Source organism: Nocardioides psychrotolerans, from assembly GCF_900113685.1.
In the GTDB taxonomy this organism is placed as follows: domain Bacteria; phylum Actinomycetota; class Actinomycetes; order Propionibacteriales; family Nocardioidaceae; genus Nocardioides; species Nocardioides psychrotolerans.
In genome coordinates this window covers 373,108-391,084 of record NZ_FOQG01000002.1, presented here as the reverse complement: position 1 = coordinate 391,084, position 17,977 = coordinate 373,108, and the positions used below count along the sequence as shown (strand labels likewise).

14 protein-coding genes and 1 riboswitch are annotated in these 17,977 nt (G+C 68.4%); of the genes, 9 read left to right on the top strand and 5 right to left on the bottom strand.

Going from position 1 to position 17,977, the window contains the following annotated elements:
* The first annotated feature begins 6 nt into the window (after positions 1–6).
* The 6 genes from BM204_RS04040 to BM204_RS04015 all read left to right on the top strand — a co-directional run bounded on the left by BM204_RS04040 (position 7) and on the right by BM204_RS04015 (position 6,984).
* Positions 7–1,509: a TadA family conjugal transfer-associated ATPase gene (locus tag BM204_RS04040; RefSeq protein ID WP_091110574.1), complete on the top strand. Its 1,503-nt coding sequence runs from the start codon at positions 7–9 to the stop codon at positions 1,507–1,509.
* A gap of 7 nt (positions 1,510–1,516) precedes the next feature.
* Entirely contained in the window at positions 1,517–3,421 is a 1,905-nt protein-coding gene (locus tag BM204_RS04035) for a type II secretion system F family protein (RefSeq protein ID WP_091110572.1), read from the top strand.
* Position 3,422: 1 nt separating this feature from the next.
* Entirely contained in the window at positions 3,423–4,346 is a 924-nt protein-coding gene (locus BM204_RS04030) for a type II secretion system F family protein (RefSeq protein ID WP_091110571.1), read from the top strand.
* Positions 4,347–4,355: 9 nt separating this feature from the next.
* Positions 4,356–5,933, top strand: coding sequence for a sensor histidine kinase (locus tag BM204_RS04025; RefSeq protein WP_091110569.1), 1,578 nt, complete (start codon positions 4,356–4,358; stop codon positions 5,931–5,933).
* Positions 5,930–6,583 (top strand): response regulator transcription factor, encoded by a 654-nt coding sequence (locus BM204_RS04020; protein WP_091110568.1) that lies wholly within the window; start codon positions 5,930–5,932, stop codon positions 6,581–6,583. Before BM204_RS04025 ends, BM204_RS04020 begins: the two co-directional genes overlap by 4 nt.
* A gap of 185 nt (positions 6,584–6,768) precedes the next feature.
* Positions 6,769–6,984: a Flp family type IVb pilin gene (locus BM204_RS04015; protein ID WP_091110567.1), complete on the top strand. Its 216-nt coding sequence runs from the start codon at positions 6,769–6,771 to the stop codon at positions 6,982–6,984.
* Between the two features lie 245 nt (positions 6,985–7,229).
* Here BM204_RS04015 and BM204_RS04005 read toward each other — a convergent pair whose 3' ends face one another.
* The 4 genes from BM204_RS04005 to BM204_RS03990 all read right to left on the bottom strand — a co-directional run bounded on the left by BM204_RS04005 (position 7,230) and on the right by BM204_RS03990 (position 11,185).
* Positions 7,230–8,468, bottom strand: a complete 1,239-nt coding sequence (locus tag BM204_RS04005) for a M48 family metallopeptidase (RefSeq protein WP_246165897.1) — start codon at positions 8,466–8,468, stop codon at positions 7,230–7,232.
* Complete coding sequence (locus BM204_RS04000; RefSeq protein WP_091110562.1) at positions 8,465–9,688, bottom strand: gluzincin family metallopeptidase; 1,224 nt, start codon at positions 9,686–9,688, stop codon at positions 8,465–8,467. Before BM204_RS04000 ends, BM204_RS04005 begins: the two co-directional genes overlap by 4 nt.
* Positions 9,689–9,725: 37 nt before the next feature.
* Positions 9,726–10,670: a C40 family peptidase gene (locus tag BM204_RS03995; protein ID WP_091110560.1), complete on the bottom strand. Its 945-nt coding sequence runs from the start codon at positions 10,668–10,670 to the stop codon at positions 9,726–9,728.
* A gap of 52 nt (positions 10,671–10,722) precedes the next feature.
* Positions 10,723–10,883, bottom strand: a riboswitch (cyclic di-AMP (ydaO/yuaA leader).
* 95 nt (positions 10,884–10,978) lie between these two features.
* On the bottom strand, positions 10,979–11,185 hold the full coding sequence (locus tag BM204_RS03990) for a hypothetical protein (protein WP_091110559.1): 207 nt from the start codon (positions 11,183–11,185) through the stop codon (positions 10,979–10,981).
* Positions 11,186–11,333: 148 nt separating this feature from the next.
* Here BM204_RS03990 and BM204_RS03985 point away from each other — a divergent pair, with 148 nt between their 5' ends.
* On the top strand, positions 11,334–13,265 hold the full coding sequence (locus BM204_RS03985) for an LTA synthase family protein (RefSeq protein WP_246165925.1): 1,932 nt from the start codon (positions 11,334–11,336) through the stop codon (positions 13,263–13,265).
* Between the two features lie 9 nt (positions 13,266–13,274).
* On the opposite strand, the gene BM204_RS03980 is transcribed toward BM204_RS03985, so the two are convergent.
* Positions 13,275–13,529, bottom strand: a complete 255-nt coding sequence (locus BM204_RS03980; protein ID WP_091110556.1) for a hypothetical protein — start codon at positions 13,527–13,529, stop codon at positions 13,275–13,277.
* Positions 13,530–13,590: 61 nt separating this feature from the next.
* On the opposite strand from BM204_RS03980, the gene BM204_RS03975 reads away from it, so the two are divergent.
* Entirely contained in the window at positions 13,591–15,306 is a 1,716-nt protein-coding gene (locus BM204_RS03975) for a DEDD exonuclease domain-containing protein (protein ID WP_091110554.1), read from the top strand.
* Between the two features lie 78 nt (positions 15,307–15,384).
* Positions 15,385–17,946 (top strand): fibronectin type III domain-containing protein, encoded by a 2,562-nt coding sequence (locus BM204_RS03970; protein ID WP_091110553.1) that lies wholly within the window; start codon positions 15,385–15,387, stop codon positions 17,944–17,946.
* Positions 17,947–17,977 lie beyond the last annotated feature (31 nt).

Genomic DNA, 17,977 nt, shown 5'->3' with positions numbered 1-17,977 from the left:
CCGCGCATGAGTAGCCTCTCCGACCGGCTGGCGGCCGCCCGTCGCTCCGGCGACCGCGCACCCGGGTCCGACCCCGTCGAGGGTGCGGCTGCCCCCGAGGCCGACGCCGCTCCCGGCACGGTCAGCCTCGACCCTGCCGCTGCCGCTGCCGCGGTCGCCGCCGCCGCACGTCGCGTCCCCACGAAGGCCGCGGATCCCACGGCGGGACAACGCCGCACGCTCGCGGCGACGCAGCACGACCGGATCGAGGAGCTCAAGTCCAGCGTCCACGTCGAGCTGCTCAAGCAGCTCGGCCCGCACCTCTACGACGCCGACATGGACCAGAACGAGCTGGACAAACGCGTGCGCGCCGTGCTGGCCGACGTGCTCGGCCGCCAGGACCGACCGCTCAGCAGCAGCGACCGGGCCCGGGTCACCCAGGAGATCAGCGACGACATCCTCGGCTATGGACCGATCGAGCCGTTCCTGCGCGACCCGGACGTCTCCGAGGTCATGGTCAACGGGCCCAACAGCATCTGGCTGGAGAAGTCCGGCCGACTGGTCCCGGCCGACGCGTCGTTCGCCGACGAGGCCCACCTGCGACGCACGATCGACAAGATCGTGTCGCGGATCGGCCGCCGGGTCGACGAGTCGAGCCCGATGGTCGACGCCCGCCTGCCCGACGGCAGCCGCGTCAACGCCGTCGTGCCGCCGCTGGCCGTCGACGGCTCGGCGCTCACGATCCGCAAGTTCGCCACCGACCCGCTCACCGTCAACGACCTGATCACCTTCGGGTCGCTGTCGCCGCAGACCGCCGACTTCCTCGACGCCTGCGTGCGCGGTCGCCTCAACATCATCGTCTCCGGGTCCACGGGCGCCGGCAAGACGACGACGCTCAACGTGCTGTCGTCCTTCATCCCCGACGACGAGCGGATCGTCACCATCGAGGACGCCGCCGAGCTCCAGCTCAAGCAGGACCACGTGGTGCGGTTGGAGTCGCGCCCTTCCAACATCGAGGGCAAGGGCGCGGTCACCATCCGCGACCTGGTCAAGAACAGCCTGCGCATGCGGCCCGACCGGATCATCGTCGGCGAGGTGCGCGACGCCTCGGCGCTCGACATGCTCCAGGCGATGAACACCGGCCACGACGGCTCCATCTGCACGCTGCACTCCAACGGACCCCGTGACACGCTCTCGCGCATGGAGACGATGGTGCTGATGGCGGGGATGGACCTGCCGGTGCGGGCCATCCGTGAGCAGGTGGCCTCCGCGGTCGACCTGGTCGTCCACCAGACCCGCTTCAAGGACGGCTCGCGGCGCATCACCCACATCACCGAGGTGGAGCGCATGGAGGGTGACGTCATCACGCTCCAGGACATCTTCGTCTTCGACAACACCGCCGGCTTCGACGGCGAGGGCCGCACGCTCGGGCGCCTGCGCTCCACGGGGCTGCGCCCCAAGTTCCTCGAGAAGATGGCCTACTCCAACGTGACCGTCGACCCGATGCTGTTCCACACCGACCGGATGTGACCCGCTGATGTCTCGCCAGTCACTCCGCCCGCGCTCCCTCCTCCCGACGGCCCTGGTCGCCGGGCTGCTGGTCCTGCTGGCCGCGACCGGCGCCCGGGCCGCGGACGGGACGATCGCGCACGCCGAGCCCACCGCCTCCGGACTACAGCTCCTGGTGTCAGTCCCCGCGGACGCCGACGTGGACCTGGCGGACGTGACCGTCACCGTGGACGGCACGAGGGCTGACGCCGAAGCCGCGCCGGCCGCGAGCTCGACGCAGGTCCGGCGGACCGCCGTGCTCGCGATCGACACGAGCAACTCCATGAAGGGCGACCGCTTCGTCTCGGCGAAGGCCGCGGCGCTGGTCTTCCTCGACACGGTGCCCGACGACGTCTACGTCGGCATCGTCAGCTTCGCCGCCGAGGTCACCGCCAGCCTGGCCCCCACCCAGGACCGCGCCGCCGCGGTCGCGGTGGTCGAGGCCCTCGAGCTCGCCCAGCAGACCCGCCTCTACGACGGGGTCCTGGGTGCCGTCGCGATGGCCGGCACCGAGGGCCAGCGCTCGTTGCTGGTGCTCTCCGACGGTGCCGACACCAGCACCACGCCCCTCGGCTCCGTCACCCGCTCGATCAGCGATGCCGAGATCCTGGTCGACGTCGTGTCCCTCGGACAGCGCGGTGCCGCGGTCGCTGCCCTGAAGGAGCTGGCCGCAGCCGGCGACGGCCAGGTCATCGCGGCGACCCCCGAGGCACTCCAGGAGACGTTCTCCCAGGAGGCCGACGTCCTGGCCCGCCAGGTCCTCGTCACCGTCCAGGTGCCCTCGACCGTGACCGCGACCCAGGCCCAGGTCGAGGTCACGCTCGGCACCGCGACCGGCCCGATCGTCGCCGCGGCCTTCACCACCGTGCAGGACGAGGTCGCCTCCGAGCAGCCCTCGTCGTCCTCCGAGGCCGGCTGGAGCCCGGGTTCGTGGGTCAAGTACGCCGGCATCGCGGTCTTCGCGCTCGGCCTCGCGCTGCTCCTCCTCCTGCTCGTCCCCCGACGCAGCCGGCCGCTGTCGGTCGAGGAGCGGGTCTCGCTCTACACCGCGCGCCCCGGTGACGGCCCGGCCGCCAAGCCAGAGTCGGAGCAGCCCCTGACCCAGGCCAAGGAAGCCGCCGCCCAGGTGCTGCGCCGCAACAAGGGCCTGGAGGACCGGATCAGCCTCCGCCTCGACGGCGCCGGCAGCGAGCTCAAGGCGTCGGAGTGGCTGCTCATCCACACGGCGATCTTCGTCGCGGCCGGGCTCGTGGGGCTGCTGCTCGGGCGGGGCAGCCTGCTGCTCGGCAGCTTCTTCCTGGTGCTGGGCGCGGTGGGCCCGTGGGTCTACCTCGGGCTGCGGCGCAGCCGTCGTCGCAAGGCGTTCAACTCACAGCTGCCCGACACGCTCCAGCTGATGTCGGGCTCGCTCTCCGCGGGGCTCTCCCTGGCTCAGTCGGTCGACACCATCGTGCGCGAGGGCAGTGCCCCGATCTCGTCGGAGTTCAAGCGGGTGCTCGTCGAGACACGGCTCGGCGTCTCCCTCGAGGATGCTCTCGAGGGCGTGGCCGAGCGCTTCGAGAGCAAGGACTTCGCCTGGGCCGTCATGGCGATCAAGATCCAGCGACAGGTCGGCGGCAACCTCTCCGAGCTGCTCAACACGGTGGCCGCGACCATGCGTGAGCGCGAGTACATGCGCCGCCAGGTGGCTGCGTTGTCCGCCGAGGGCAAGCTGTCGGCGTACGTGCTCGGCGGCTTGCCGCCGCTGTTCCTGCTCTACCTGCTGGTGGCCCAGCGCGACTACGTGATGGTGCTCTTCACCGACCCTCGCGGGTGGCTGATGCTCGCCATGGCCGGCGCGCTCCTCGGCCTCGGAGCATTCTGGATGAGCAAGCTCGTGAAGGTGGAGGTGTGACATGACGCTGCTGCTGATCATGGGTGTGATGCTCTTCGTCGCCGCCATCGTCCTCATCGGCATGGCAATCGGTCCGGCGCGCCCCGAGGGCGGGGTCACCCGCTCATTGGCCCTGCTCCAGGCGATGGACAGCGCGCCGCAGGAGATGACGTCCGACCTGGACCGCCCCTTCGGCGAGCGGGTGCTCGAGCCGCTGCAGGAGCGGGCCCTGCGGGTGGGTCGTCGGCTCACCGGCGCCGACGCTGCCGAGCGGGTGCGCCGCAAGCTCGACTTCGCCGGGAACCCCCGCGACTGGAGCGTGGACCGGGTCGTCTCCGGCAAGGTCATCGGTGCGATCGCCCTGGCGGTCGTCGGCCTCGCCCTTTCCCTGCTGCTCGGCGTCGGGCTCCCGCTCCGGCTGCTGATGACGCTCGGGGGCCTGGTGCTCGGGTTTTTCGTGCCCGACCTCTACCTCTACCAGGCCACCTACGACCGCTCCCAGAAGATGGAGCGCGAGCTGCCCGACGCCATCGACCTGCTCACGATCAGCGTCGAGGCCGGCCTCGGCTTCGACGCCGCCCTCCAGCAGGTGGCCCGCAACACCGATGGCCCGCTCGGCGAGGAGTTCTCCCGGGTGCTGCGCGAGATGCAGATCGGCCAGGGACGCTCCGGTGCACTGCGAGCGTTCTCCGAGCGCACCAACGTCCCCGATGTGAAGGCCTTCGTCAGTGCCATGGTGCAGGCCGACGCTTTCGGCATCCCCGTCGCCGCCGTCCTGCGGGTGCAGTCCTCCGAGATGCGGGTCAAACGACGTCAGCGCGCCGAGACGAAGGCGCAGCAAGTGCCTGTCAAGATCACGGTGCCCCTGATCTTCTGTATCCTGCCGTGTCTGTTCATCGCGGTCATGGGGCCGGCCGTCATCAGTATCTTGGACAGCTTCGGTTAAGGGGACGGCATGCGCGCTCGGCAGCTCTACCGCCTGACGCTGGCTGCGCGTTTCTTCGTCCTGGCGGCCATGACGGGCCCCGTGCTCTACGGGAAAGACCTGGCTGCCATCCTGACGCTGCCGGCCTTCGCCCTGCTCTGGGCCATCATGCAGATCGCGACCCGCCGGGGACGCTACAACCCGCTCGTCTCCATGATCGAGGCGGTCGCGGTGGGGGCGCTCTGCGGCATCGCCCTCCAGTCCACGCTCGGCGTGCTGGCCGCCATGGCGGTGCCCCCCTTCATCGCCGGGCTGCACCGCGGCCTTCCGGGTGTCGCCTTCTCCGCCTCGGCGCAGTTGGCCGCCGTCGTCGGAGTGGCCTACCTGGTTCTCGACCGCGACCTCACGGCCGAGGTCAGTCTTGGCGCGTTCACGTGGACCGTCACCAGTGTCGGTGTCGGCTTCGTGGCGACCTTCGTCCGCTCGACGCTGCTGGAGGATCCCGATCCCGTCGGCCCCTACCGCTACGCCCAGAGCCTGCTGCGCGAGCTGATCGACCTGTCGGCCGGCCTGAGCTCGGGCCTCGACGTCAACTCGATGGGCGGCGCCATCCTCAGCGGGGTCCGCGACCAGCTGCCGACCGCGGTCCTGGTCCTCTACGTGCCCCGCGGCGAGACCCTGATCCCGCTGATCACCGAGTCCACCGACTCCACCGAAGGCTTCGAGGACGCCGAGCGACTCGCCGCCGAGGCCTGGGCCCGCTCGGTCACGGTCACCGAGGACCGCACGTTCGCCTTCCCGCTCGGCGACACCGCCGTCGTCGCCGGCACCCTGTCCGACCGGGTCGACAAGGGGCTGCTCTCCGGCATCGACGACGTCGTCGACAGCCTCGCGGGTCGGGCCGTCCAGTTCGACACCGCGCTGCTGTTCACCGACTTCCGCGACGCGGCCACGGCCGACGAGAGACGACGGTTGGCCCGCGAGATGCACGACGGGATCGCCCAGGACATCGCCTCCCTCGGCTACGTCGTCGACGCGCTCGCGGCGCGCCCGGCCTCTCCGGAGCAGGCCAAGCAGCTCGCCATGCTCCGCGACCGGATCACCGCCGTCGTCGCCGAGGTGCGGCAGTCGGTGCTCACGCTGCGCACCAGCGTCGGTGAGAGCGAGAGCCTCGGGGCGGCCGTGGGGTCCGTGGCCCGTCACCTCAGCGAGGTCTCCGGAGTGCCCATCACAGTGACGCTGGACGAGCACACCACCCGGCTGCGCGCCGAGATCGAGGCCGAGCTCTTCCGCATCGCCCAGGAGGCGATGAACAACGCGGTCAAGCACGCCCAGGCCACCTCGATCGACGTGGTCTGCCAGGTCTACGCGCCGCGTGCCCGCATCACCGTCTCCGACGACGGCCTCGGCCTGCAGCAGGCCAGGAGCGACTCGCACGGCCTGAAGATCATGCGCGAGCGCGCGGAGCTGATCAACGCCGACCTGACCATTACCGACAACCCCCACGGTGGCCTGACGGTCTCGGTGGAGGTCGGCGGCTCCGGCGCGATCCCCTCGCGGCCCGGGTCGTCGACCACGACCGCTTCTTCTGACAAGGTGAGCGCATGAGTCAGGGCCCCGTCCGCATCCTGCTGGTCGACGACCACGAGCTGATCCGCAACGGCCTCGCCGGCGTGATCGACCTCGAGGACGACATGAGCATCGTGGGCGTCGCGGCCAACGTCTCCGAAGCTCTCAGCAAATACGACGCGCTCTCCCCCGACGTCGTCATCGCCGACCTGCAGCTCCAGGACGGCACCGGGCTCGACATCGTCCGCACGGTCCGCAAGAAGAGCGACACCGTCGGCCTGATCGTGCTGACCATGCATTCGGGCGACGACCAGATCTTCGCGGCCATGCAGGCCGGCGCATCCGGGTTCGTCGGCAAGGACGCCCCGTCCTCCGAGGTCGTCAAGGCGGCCCGCCACGCAGCCGTCTCCCCACGGTCCTTCGTCTGCACCGGCCTCGTCGGCGCGATGATGCGTCGCCAGGCCTCGGAGTCGACCAAGCTGACCGACCGCGAGCACGAGGTCCTGCTGCTGCTCGCCGACGGTCTCGGCGCCTCCGCCATCGGCGAAAAACTCTACCTCAGCGAGTCCACGGCCAAGTCCCACATCGCCCGGATCTACCAGAAGCTCGGCGCCTCCAACCGCGCCCAGGCCCTCGTCACCGCCATGCGGATCGGGCTCCTGTCGAGCATCTCGCCCACCGAGCGCTGAGCGCACTTCCCTCGAATACCCAGGCAGGTATGGGCGAACTCATCCTTCCTGGGGTTGGGCTAGTCAATTGTGACTAGTGGGGTTGATCTCTTAGCAGGACGCGGTCAACCCGCCCCTCCACGATGATTCTGGGTGTGAGGTCCTCTCCCTGTGGACCACCGATCCTTCGCTTTTAGGAGCTCCCCATGATCACCTACCTCCGCGCTCTCCTCGACGCCCGCCTCTCCGCCATGGAGGAGCGTGGCGCGTCCGCCGTCGAGTACGGCCTGCTGATCGCCGGCATCGCGGCGCTCATCGTCGTCGCTGTCTTCGCGCTAGGCCCGGTGATCAAGGAGGCGTTCACCGACACCTGCACCGAGATCACCACTTCAAACTCGACCATCTCCTCTACCTGCTCATAGAACTCGGCGCATGAGTGCGGACAGCAGCGGATGAGGGCGCCTCGTCGGTGGAGTACGGACTCCTGATCGCTGGCATAGCAGTAGTGATCACGCTGACCGTCATTGCGTTCGGCGGCCCCGTACGGGAATTGTTCACTGACACCTGCGACGATTTCGAAGCCCAGTCGACTGTCAGTGCCAGCTGCGGCTAGCGCCACGTGTTCCCGATGAGACATCGATGGCCCTCGCAGGTCGGATCAGCGCGACTACCCGTCGCCTGCGATCCGCTCGGCGAGGGCCATTCGCATCAGCCCGACCGGATGGCTCCCGAACCAGAGCTGCGTCAGCGCCCACGGCTTCGGATCGGCGAGCGAACGCAGCATCAGCTGGGTCTGCATCCCGATGAAGGCGTCCGCATCACCGGTGGTGCGGACTGCGTCGACGTCAGCTCGGGTCTCGACCTGACGACTGATGGTGTTCTGCACCGGCGCACTCACCAGCGTTCCGATCGCCAGCAGGGCCAGGACGAGCGGCACTACCGCGGGGTCAGCGAGTCCCGGATGACCCCGCCGGCGTAGGCCGCCGAGCGCCAGCGACAAGAGGCCCACGCCCACCAGCGTCCCGGCCACCCCGAGCACCGTGCCGACCACGACGTCGTTGCGCCGCGCGTGCGCGAGCTCGTGCGCCACCACCGACAGCGCCTGGTCACGCGGCAGGTCGTCGACGAGGTTGTCGTAGACGACGACGCGACGCGTGCCGCCGAAGCCGGAGACATAAGCATTCAACGTCGTCGTACGACGGGACGCATCGGCGACCAGCACGTCACCGACCTGCACCCCTTCCTCGTCAGCGAGCTGCATGATCTCCGTGCGCAGCGGACCGTCCGGCAGCTCCTGGAAGTCGTTGAAGAGCGGCTCGATCAGCAGCGGGTAGACGAACGACCCCGCGAGCACCAACAGCCCGAGGACCGCACCGGCGATCGCCGGCCAGGCGCGGCGCCACCGACGCGCGCAGGCCATGAGCGCAAGAAGGCCCAGCGAGGTAGCCACGATGCTCACCAGCTCGCCCTTGACCAGGTCCACGGCGAAGCCACTCCATGCCTGCGTCGAGAGCCCCACGTCGAGCTGCTCGCGTCGCAACAACACCGCGAACGGGAGAGTGACGACGCGGCGTAGCACCTCGACCAGTACGACCGCGAGAATGACCTGGACCCACCACGGTCCGGGCAACCAGGAGAACCAACGACGCCCTCGTCCGCTGAAGGCGAGCCAGAGCACGACCACCAGCGACACGAGCAGCGAGCCGTAGCTCAAGGTGCGTGCCCAGCGGGAGTAGTCCTCCGCCCTGGCGATCTGCTCGACGGTGAAGACCGAGCCGGCGTCGAGCGGCCGCAGGTCGCCACCAGGCACGGGGTTCCACGGCACGAGCAGCGCTGCGAGCACCGCGAACATCACGCCCCCCACGGCCACGACGCCGAGGGCAGTCCTGCGATCCGGGCTCGTCACGCCGCCAAGTCTGCCAGCCGGGTCCGCCACGACCCGATGAGCTGCTGCTCGTTCCACGAGAACACCTTCTGCAGCGCCGCCTCCACCGTCGCTCCGTCTTTCACGCTGTCGTAGAAGCTCACCAGCGCGGCCTCACCTCCGCGCTGGGCCAGCACGCGGCAGGCGATCCAGGACGCCTCGTAGGCCGCTCCCGCACGACCGGTCGTCGCATCGAACTCGGTGAGCCCCGGCAACGTGTTCGGGAGTCCGTCAGCCCGCACCTGCTTGATCACCTGCGCCGCTGTGCGGCTGTCGGGCAGGGGCACGTCGCGCAGGGCGACATAGTCGGCGAAGCCCTCCAGCAGCCACTGGGGCATCGACCGCGTGCTCGCCGCGTGGGTGGCGACGTGTGCGGCCTCGTGGGTGATGACGATCTGCGCGCCCTGCGCCCGGAGCGCGTCGAACTGACCGGGGTTGATGAAGACGTGCACCGGAGCGCCCGGCGCGCTGGACAGGTCGGGGTTGGCCGTCACGGCAGCAATCCCGGAGTAGTCCCCCGGCTCGGCGTCCAGGCTCCGATCGAACTGCTGTTCCGTGGCAGGGACCTCGAGCACCAACGGCCCCCGCCACTGCGGCAGGACCTGGCGCACGACGGGGATGGCGACACGTCCCCGCGTGAGGTAGCGGTCGGCAGAACGCTCCACGGCGGCGCCCGTGCCCTCGGCGAGCACCAGCACGTCCGAGGTCTGTCGGACCGTCGCAGGGCCGGCGAGCCAGAGCGGGGTCACGCGGTCCCCACCGCCGAGGTCGACGATCGATGCGCCTCCCCCGGCGCTGGTGAAGCGCACCAGCATCTCGGCCCTCGACGGGCCGGGGTCGAAGCCGCCGAAGGCCCAGGTGGCGTCCACGGCGGCCGTCCAGGTGCCGTCCTCCCCGATGGCGCCAGACACGTCGATGAAGCGCAGGGCGAAGTCCTCGATGTCGAGGAGCCCTGCGTTCTCCACGACCGAGGCCAGCAGCTCCGCCGCCACCGTGTCGTCCGCAGGGGCCAGCCGGGTCGCGGCCGGGGCATCACGGCCTTCAACGGCCTCGACGAGCAGGTTGAGCGTCCGCGACGCCTCGGCCGGGCTCACCCGCGCTTCCGACTGCTCGGGACGAGGAGCGACGTAGGGCTCGGACCCGGCGACCGACCAGACGACGAGACCGGCCGCGACGAGCACCAGCAGCGAAAAACCGGCCACCCACCATCGTGGGCGACCGGTTCTCGGGGTGGGTGCGTCAGCCAGGACGGACCGCACCGACGTAGGGCATGGAATAGAGCTCGGCGATTCGCACCCCAGTGCCGGGGTTGGCGGCATCCACGATCATGCCGTTGCCGATGTACATGCCGACATGGCTGATCGGGCTGTAGTAGAAGACAAGGTCTCCGGGCTGCAGGTCACTGGCCGCTACGGCCGCACCGGAGCTGTACTGCATCGAGGACGAGTGCGGCAGCGCGACACCTGCTGCAGCCCAGGCCATCATCGTCAGGCCGGAGCAGTCGAACGCGCTCGGCCCGGCGGCACCGTAGACGTAGGAGTCGCCGACCTGGGCCATGGCGTAGGCGACGGCCGCCGCGGCGCGGCCCGAGGCCGGGACATCAGGCACGTCCGCAGGCGCGGCGCTCGAGCTGCGAGAGAGGATCGCGGCGCGCTCCTCCTCCTTGAGGTCCTCGAGCAGGCCTTCGGCCTCGGCGAGGTTGTCGTCGATCGTGGCCTTCTCCGCGGCGAGCTTCTCCTCGCTCGCGCTCACCTGGCCCAGGCGAGTGTTCGTGGCCGACTGACGGATGTCGAGTGCCTTGACCTCGGTCGCGTAGTCGTCGAGCAGCGCGTCCTGGTAGTTGTCGTAGGTCGACATCGTCGAGAGCTGGGAGAGGAAGGCGCTGGGGTCGTCGGAGACGAAGACCTCGCCGACCGCCGAGATGCCCTGGCCCTCGAACTGGCGCAGCAGCGAGTCCTGGACCTGCTCGCGGACGTCGCCGAGCTCGGCGTCCTGGCGCTCCTGGTCGGCGCGCAGCGAGTCGAGGTCGCGCTGGAGCGCGTCGAGCTCGATCTTGGCGTCGTTGTAGCGTTCCGAGGCCTGCTCAGCCTCGTGGTAGAGCCGGTCGACGCGCGCCTGCACGTCACTGATCTCCGGCTCGGCTTGGGCCGACGTGGTGGGGACGAGCCCGATGGTGGTGGCCATGGCTAGCGCCGAAAAGGCAGTGATGAATCGCTTCCGCACGAGCGGGCGGTCTCCCTTGCGTGTCGTACGCCTACCGGGTGAGCTGACGGGTTCAGGCACGACTTGCCTTACTCCCGCTCCAGCCGCGTGGTCACCCACGCGACGCCTTGCGGGAGATCCACCCCAGATGAGTTGGTTCCCCGGCTCCCGGACGCCCGAGGGCAACCTAGAACTCGACGCGGCCTCCGCGCGGACCCTGGTGGCCCACTTCCACGAATGCCTGAAGGGGTCAGGTTAGTCGCCGTGCCACCGCCTGGCCAACTCCGGTCTCACGCCGACTCGACGTGGGGAGGCGCCACCGACTGGACCAGGCGCAGGGGCGGGACCAGCCCCCCGGCGGCGAGCACGTCGAACGCCCGTCGCTCGTCGTCGTCGAAGGTCAGCTCGGGCGGCGGCCCGAGCAGCACGGTCACCACGCAGTCGTGGCATGCGAGGCCGCGCACCACGCAGGTGTCGCAGTCGATTCTCGTCGTCATGCCCACCAGGCTTGCAGGGCCCACCGACATTGGCTCCGGAGTCTTCGCTCAACTCCACCGTTCGGGGGTCCCGCATGGTCAGGACGGACTACCTTCTGGCGGTTTCGGGGCCTGGGGGGTCCCCTCGTCCTAGGCTCGGACGGTGCTGATGACCAGTCTCGAGCCCGAGAACGATGCAGCGACCCCTGGCGCGGCCGCGCAGCGACTCGTCCCAGGGGCCAAGCGGATCCGGACGCTTCTCATCGCCACGCTCTACACCCCACTGTGGGCAGTGATCTGTGACGTCGTGCTTGAGCTGTCGGTATGGCTCGGGATGCCGGGCCCGCCGTGGTACGAGCTCTTCGTCCACAGCTACGGCTGGCTCCTGGGTTCGCTGGTGCTCTGGGTGGTTCTCCTGGGACTCGTCAGCTTGACCAATCGCCTGTGGCTGTCCATGGGCCTCCTCCTGGCGCTGGTGTCCGTCGTGGCTGCTGTCACCCGAGCCAAGCTGGCTGTGCGCCAGGAGCCGCTCTATCCGAGCGACCTCGATTTCCTGGGAAACCCGAGGTTCTTGCTGACCATGACGAGCCCCGGTCAGCTCACGACTGCCGCAGTCGTCGTGCTGGTGATCATCGCCGCAGCAGTTCTAGCCGGTCGAAAGATGGATCGACACTTCCGTCGGGTGCGACGAGATGAGGCCCCACACTGGTGGTGGTCCCTGCTGGTGGCAAGGCTCCTCGTCGCGGCAACCTGCGTCGGGTTGCTTTCGAGCACGACCCACTTCAACCAGCCAGGCAACGGTTGGCGCCAGGTCTACGAGGCCAAGGACGCCAAGTGGCGCTTCTGGTACCAGCGGCTTAACTACCACGACAACGGGTTCGTCGGCGGTTTCCTCTACAACATGCCCATCCGCGCCATGGCGACGCCGACGGGCTACAGCGAAGCCGCGATGGACGACATCGTCGCTCGCTACACGACCTTGGCAGACGGACGAAACGTTGGACGGTCCTCGACCGGCCTCGACGACGTCAACGTGGTGCTGGTGCTGAGCGAGGCCTTCAGCGACCCGACGAAGTTGGACGGATTCACCCTCGACCGAGACCCGATCCCCCGCACCCGGGCCACAATGGCATCCACGACCTCAGGCGCAATGCTCGCCCAGCTCTACGGCGGGGGCACCGCCAACATGGAGTTCGAAGCGCTGACGGGTCAGTCCCTGGCGCTCTTCGAGCCGCAGATGAGCACCCCCTACCAAATGATGGTCTCGGACTATGAGTCCTACCCGTCAGCCGTCCGATGGTTCGTCGACAACGGGCATCGTGCGATCGCCATCCACCCGTACTTTACTGGGATGTACAAGCGCGACGAGGTCTACGAGACTCTCGGATTCGACGAGTTCATCCATGACACGACGATGCGCGAGACCACCAAGATCGACGACAGCGACTTCATCTCGGACGCCTCCGCCTTCGACGAGACCCTGGGGCAGATCTCGGCATCCGATGCCCCCCTCTTGATCAACCTCGTCACCATGCAGAACCACGTGCCCGTCACCGACACCTACGACGACCCCCTCCAGGTCCAGGGTTTCGACAAGGCCCAGAACCAGACGATCGGGCAGTACGCGCGCGGGCTCGAGCACACCGACCAAGCCTTATCGGGCTTCCTCCAGTCCCTGGAGGCCTCCGACGAGGACACAGTCGTCGTGTTCTACGGCGATCACCAGCCCGGGATCTACGGTGACGAGGCCGCAGAGAAGAACTCTGGTTTAGCGCTCTACCAGACGCCCTTCTTCGTCTGGTCCAGCGAGGGCAACGCACCACGGGAGATGCCGTTGACGAGTCCGACGCAGTTTCTGCCTCTGGTGTTCGAGACGGTCGGGGCGGAGCTGCCTCCGTACTACGCGCTGCTCGAAGCCGTACGAGGAGAGATCACTGCCATGGAGCAAGGTCGCTTCATCACCGCCACGGGCGACGAGGTCGCCGAGGACGAGCTGAGTTCGCGAGCACGCAGCCTTCTCGCCGACCTACGGATGGTGCAGTACGACTTCTCGATCGGTGAGCGGTTCGCGCTCGACGAGCTCTGGTACCCGTCCGGTTGATTCCTGACCTCAGGAAGGATCTGCAGAGAAGTCGGCGTCGTTCCGAGGAAGCACCTCGATCGCATCGCTGCGGCCGCACCAGCGACACGTCACCGCCTCGACGTCCTCACCGCGCACCTCGACCTCCTCGACCCGGTGGTCGCCCGCGAGGTCGAAGTGCCAGAACTCCTGCGTACGCCGCGTCCGCGTCACGTCGAAGCGAGTGAGGTTGCCGCAGCCACCGCATCGCCAGCGGTGGGCGGCGTCCGGGAGTGATGCAGTCACAGGGCGAGCCTATGCGCGCGGCTCCCGTGGGATGTCGGTGCCCGGTCCTACGGTCAGCATCATGAGTCAGGCAGTGCAGCACCCCTCCCGCTGGGAGTCCCAGCGGAGCTTCGACGAGCTGGGGCGGCCGCTGCGGGACGTCACGTTCACCGTCGTCGACCTCGAGACCACCGGCGCTTCGGCAGCAGGCGGGTCCATGATCACCGAGATCGGCGCCGTCAAGGTGCGTGGCGGCGAGGTCCTGGGTGAGTTCCAGACGCTGGTCAACCCAGAGACCCAGATCCCGGCCTTCATCGCCGTCCTCACAGGGATCACCAACTCGATGGTCGTCGACTCCCCGCCGATCGAGTCTGCGCTGCCGTCCTTCCTGGAGTTCGCCGCCGGGACCGTGCTGGTCGCCCACAACGCCCCTTTCGACGTCGGGTTCCTCCGTCACTTCTCCGAGGCGCAGTCGCGCCCGTGGCCGGCCTTCGAGGTGGTCGACACCGCCAAGCTCGCGCGCCGGGTCATCACCCGCGACGACGCCCCCAACTGCAAGCTCTCCTCCCTGGCGCGCCTGTTCGGCGCGACGACCACCCCCAACCACCGGGCGCTCTCCGATGCCCGCGCAACCGTCGACGTCCTCTACGGGCTCATGGAGCGCCTCGGGACGCAGGGGGTGCACACCCTGGAGGAGCTGCAGACCTATTCCTCGCGGGTCTCGGCCACGCAGCGGCGCAAGCGCCACCTCGCCGACGGCCTGCCGCACTCCCCCGGCGTCTACCTCTTCAAGGACGACTCGGCTCGCGTCCTTTACATCGGGACCTCGCGCGACGTCCGCACCCGGGTCCGCTCCTACTTCACCGCCTCCGAGACGCGCTCCCGCATGGGTGAGATGGTGCGCCTCGCCTCGACCGTCCAGGCGATTGAGTGCGCGACCCCGCTCGAGGCGGAAGTCAGGGAGCTGCGACTCATCGCCGAGCACAAGCCGAGCTACAACCGTCGCTCGCGATTCCCCGAGAAGGTCACGTTCGTGAAGCTAACCCGCGAGGCCTGGCCACGCCTGTCGCTGGTGAAGAAGGTCCTCGATGACGACGCCGACTACCTCGGCCCCTTCGGCTCACGGTCGATGGCCGAGAAGTGTCTCGCCGCCCTCCACGAGACGTTCCCGATCCGCCAGTGCACCGACCGCCTCGCGCTTTCCCCGTCACGCTCCGCCTGCGTGCTCGCCGAGCTCGGCCGCTGTCTCTCACCCTGCGACGGCAGCGTCGACCACGACTCCTACGCAGCGGTCGTCCGCCAGCTCCGCGACACCCTGCTGAGGCAGCCGGACCAGGTCGTGGAGCTCGTCAACCAGCGCATGGCGGCTCTGGCGGCCGACGAGCGATTCGAAGAGGCCGGCGTCCACCGCGACCGGCTGGCGTCCTTCGTCCGAGCCGCCGCCCGGACCCAGCGCCTGACCTCGCTCACGCGGTGCCCGGAAGTGGTCGCCGGCCGACGTGAGGAGGACGGCCGCTGGGTCGTCCACGTCATGCGCTACGGCCGACTCGCGGCCGCCGGCGTCATCCCTCCCGGCGGGGACGCCCTCGCCTTCGTGGCGTCCCTCAAGGAGTCGGCCGAAACGGTGCTTCCGTCGCACGGTCCACTGCCAGCTGCCACCGCCGAGGAGACCGAACGCCTGCTGCGGTGGCTGGAGTCCCCCACCATCCGGTTGATCGAGGTCGACGGCGAGTGGACCTGCCCCGTGGACGGCGCTGCTCGGCAACTGACTCGAAATGACTACGAGCCGAGCCGATAGGCCACACCTCGCGCTTTTGCCGTCACCACATTCGGCCTTCCTCTTAGCCTGCTGGGAGTCAATGAGGAAGCAAGGACGATGATGAATATCTCGGGATCTATCCGTCGGCGAACCGCGTTGCTGATGAGCGCGGTGATGCTGCCTTTGCTGGTCGTGGCCGGCGCCCCGCCGGCACAGGCGGCTGTCGCCAAGCCGGGCGGTCTGAAGGCCGTCAACGCGTCCACAAGCTCCCTGGTCTTGACCTGGAAGCCCGTGGCGCGGGCGACCTCCTACGACGTCGAGATCGCAACCGATCCGAGCTTTGACGATCTGGTCGACGACAACGACACGGAGAACACGCAGTTCACTCCTGACGAGGTGCTGCCGGTAGCCAAGCTCTTCTGGCGGGTGCGGGCGAGCACCAGCGCCGGAGACAGCAAGTGGGCGACGTCATCATTCACCCCCGCTCGCAGGAGCGGGCCGGCCCTGATCGGCCCGGTGTCGGGAACGACGCTGGAACAGCCGGGGTCTCCCCCTGTCCTGACATGGGCCCCGGTCCCGGGCGCCGAGCACTACGAAGTCGAGATCGACGGTGTGGAGCACGACTGGGTCGACACCCAGACGCTGGAGACCGACACGACCTCCTTGGTCGTCGCTGAACCCCAGCCGAACGGCGTCTACTGGTGGCGCGTCCGAGCCGTCCTCGACAACGAGGTCAACACACGAGACTCGACCGAGCGTTCTTACCGGATCGGCGCACTCGACCACGTCACGCTCACGGAGACATCGGCGGAGATGGAGGAGGTCGTGCTTAGCTGGGATCCCATCCCAGGCGCCGTCGCGTACGAGATCCGGGTGAGCACCGACAACGACTTCAACGTCATCACGGACGCACGGACCCTGTCCGGTACGGCTTACTCGCCGCCCAATACCTACGACAACGCGTCCTACTGGTGGCAGGTCCGGGCAAAGAACGCTCTTGGTCAGTCCGAGGAGTGGCCTATCTACCCGGAGCGCACCGGCGAGTTTCGAAGGTATTGGGACGCCGTGCCTGAACTGATATACCCGGCAGAGGGCGCGACAGTCAGCGACGACACGTACCTGCAATGGACCCCGACACGGCTGGCCTCGACGTACCGCCTGTACGTCGGAACTGATCCTGGATTCTCCACGAACTTTGTCTCGTGCGACACGACGCAGACGACCCTCACACTGGGAGCCGCGAGGATCCCCGAAGATGACGCCTGCCTGCCGAAAGCCTCTGGGCGCTACTTCTGGCGAGTGCGCGCGATGGATGGCCCAGAAAGTGTCAACAGCGTCTTCTCGAGCGTGAGTTCGTTCACCTACCAAGCTCCCGCGCCTCCGTCGGGGACCCTCGGGTTGGTCACAGGTCAACGACTGATGCTGGATGGCAACGGCTCCAACCCGTGCGATGCCTCCCTGCAGAGCAGCCCGCCCCGCCTCTGCGAAAACATGATGAACACGCCCGTCTTTGACTGGAACCCGGCTATCGGGGCCACGTCCTACCGCCTGTATCTCGCACACGACCGATTGTTCACGAACATGGTGAAGGGCTTCGGAGACGCTGGAAGCGTTGTCTCGCTACCGACCACGACCAACACCCGGTTGGCGTTGACACAGTCCCTTCCAGAGACCCAAGCGGGTGAGGCGTACTACTGGTTCATCCGGTCGTGCGACGCCAAGGGATTGTGCGGCCCAACTCCGGAGGAGGCGACGAACGCATTCCAGAAAAAATCAGCCCCCATCCAGCTGGTTACGCCGACGGCCGGCGCCCTGCTCCAGGACCAGGTGACGTTCGACTGGACCGACTTCCTCGAGACCAACCAGGCGGCCACCGACCCGAGCACGGGTGAGCACCCGGGTCAGGCCGCGAGGTCCTACCACCTGCAGGTCTCGGACCGTCAGACGTTCGGCTCCACAGAGGTCATCGACAACGTCACCGTCGACCAAACCACCTACACCGCCTTCACCAGGGCCTACCCCGAGGGTCAGCTGTGGTGGCGTGTTCAGGCCATCGATGGTGCCGGCAACGGGTTGACGTGGTCGGATCCTCGGCCCTTCACCAAAGTCTCGCCCGCTCCTCGAGCGCTGACCCCGTCCAACGGCCAGGCAGTGTCGGGCGTGCAGCCGTTCCGGTGGGAAGCCCTTGACTATGCGAAGTACTACGACCTCGAGGTCTACCGCAACAACGACCGTCTGGCGTCGTCGGCCAATCGAGCCCTCTACGCCTACAACATCCGTCAGACGGCGTTCGCGTCCACCAAGACGCTGCAATCCCTCGGCCAGGACTTCGTCTGGCGCATCCGCCGCAGCGATTTCAGCGGCAACAAATCGGCTTGGGGCCCCTGGAATTCGTTCCGGGTTACGGCCACCCTCCCGACGCTCGTGGCTCCTGGCTCCGGCAAGACGGTTCCGCGCAGCCGCTCGCTGTTCACGTGGCGGCCTTCCCCGCGCGCGACCTACTACTACTGGCAGCTACGTCGGGGCAACGACCTCGAGGACTCGGTCAGGACCTCGGCGACGTCGTGGGCGCCCACGAACGCGCTGGACAAGGGTGCCTACACCTGGCGAGTCGTCTCCATGGACTCGAACGGCGATGTCCTGCGTGCCAGTGCGTGGCGGAAGCTCAAGGCCTCGTGACGGACGTGCCGCAGCGCGGAGCGACTAGGCT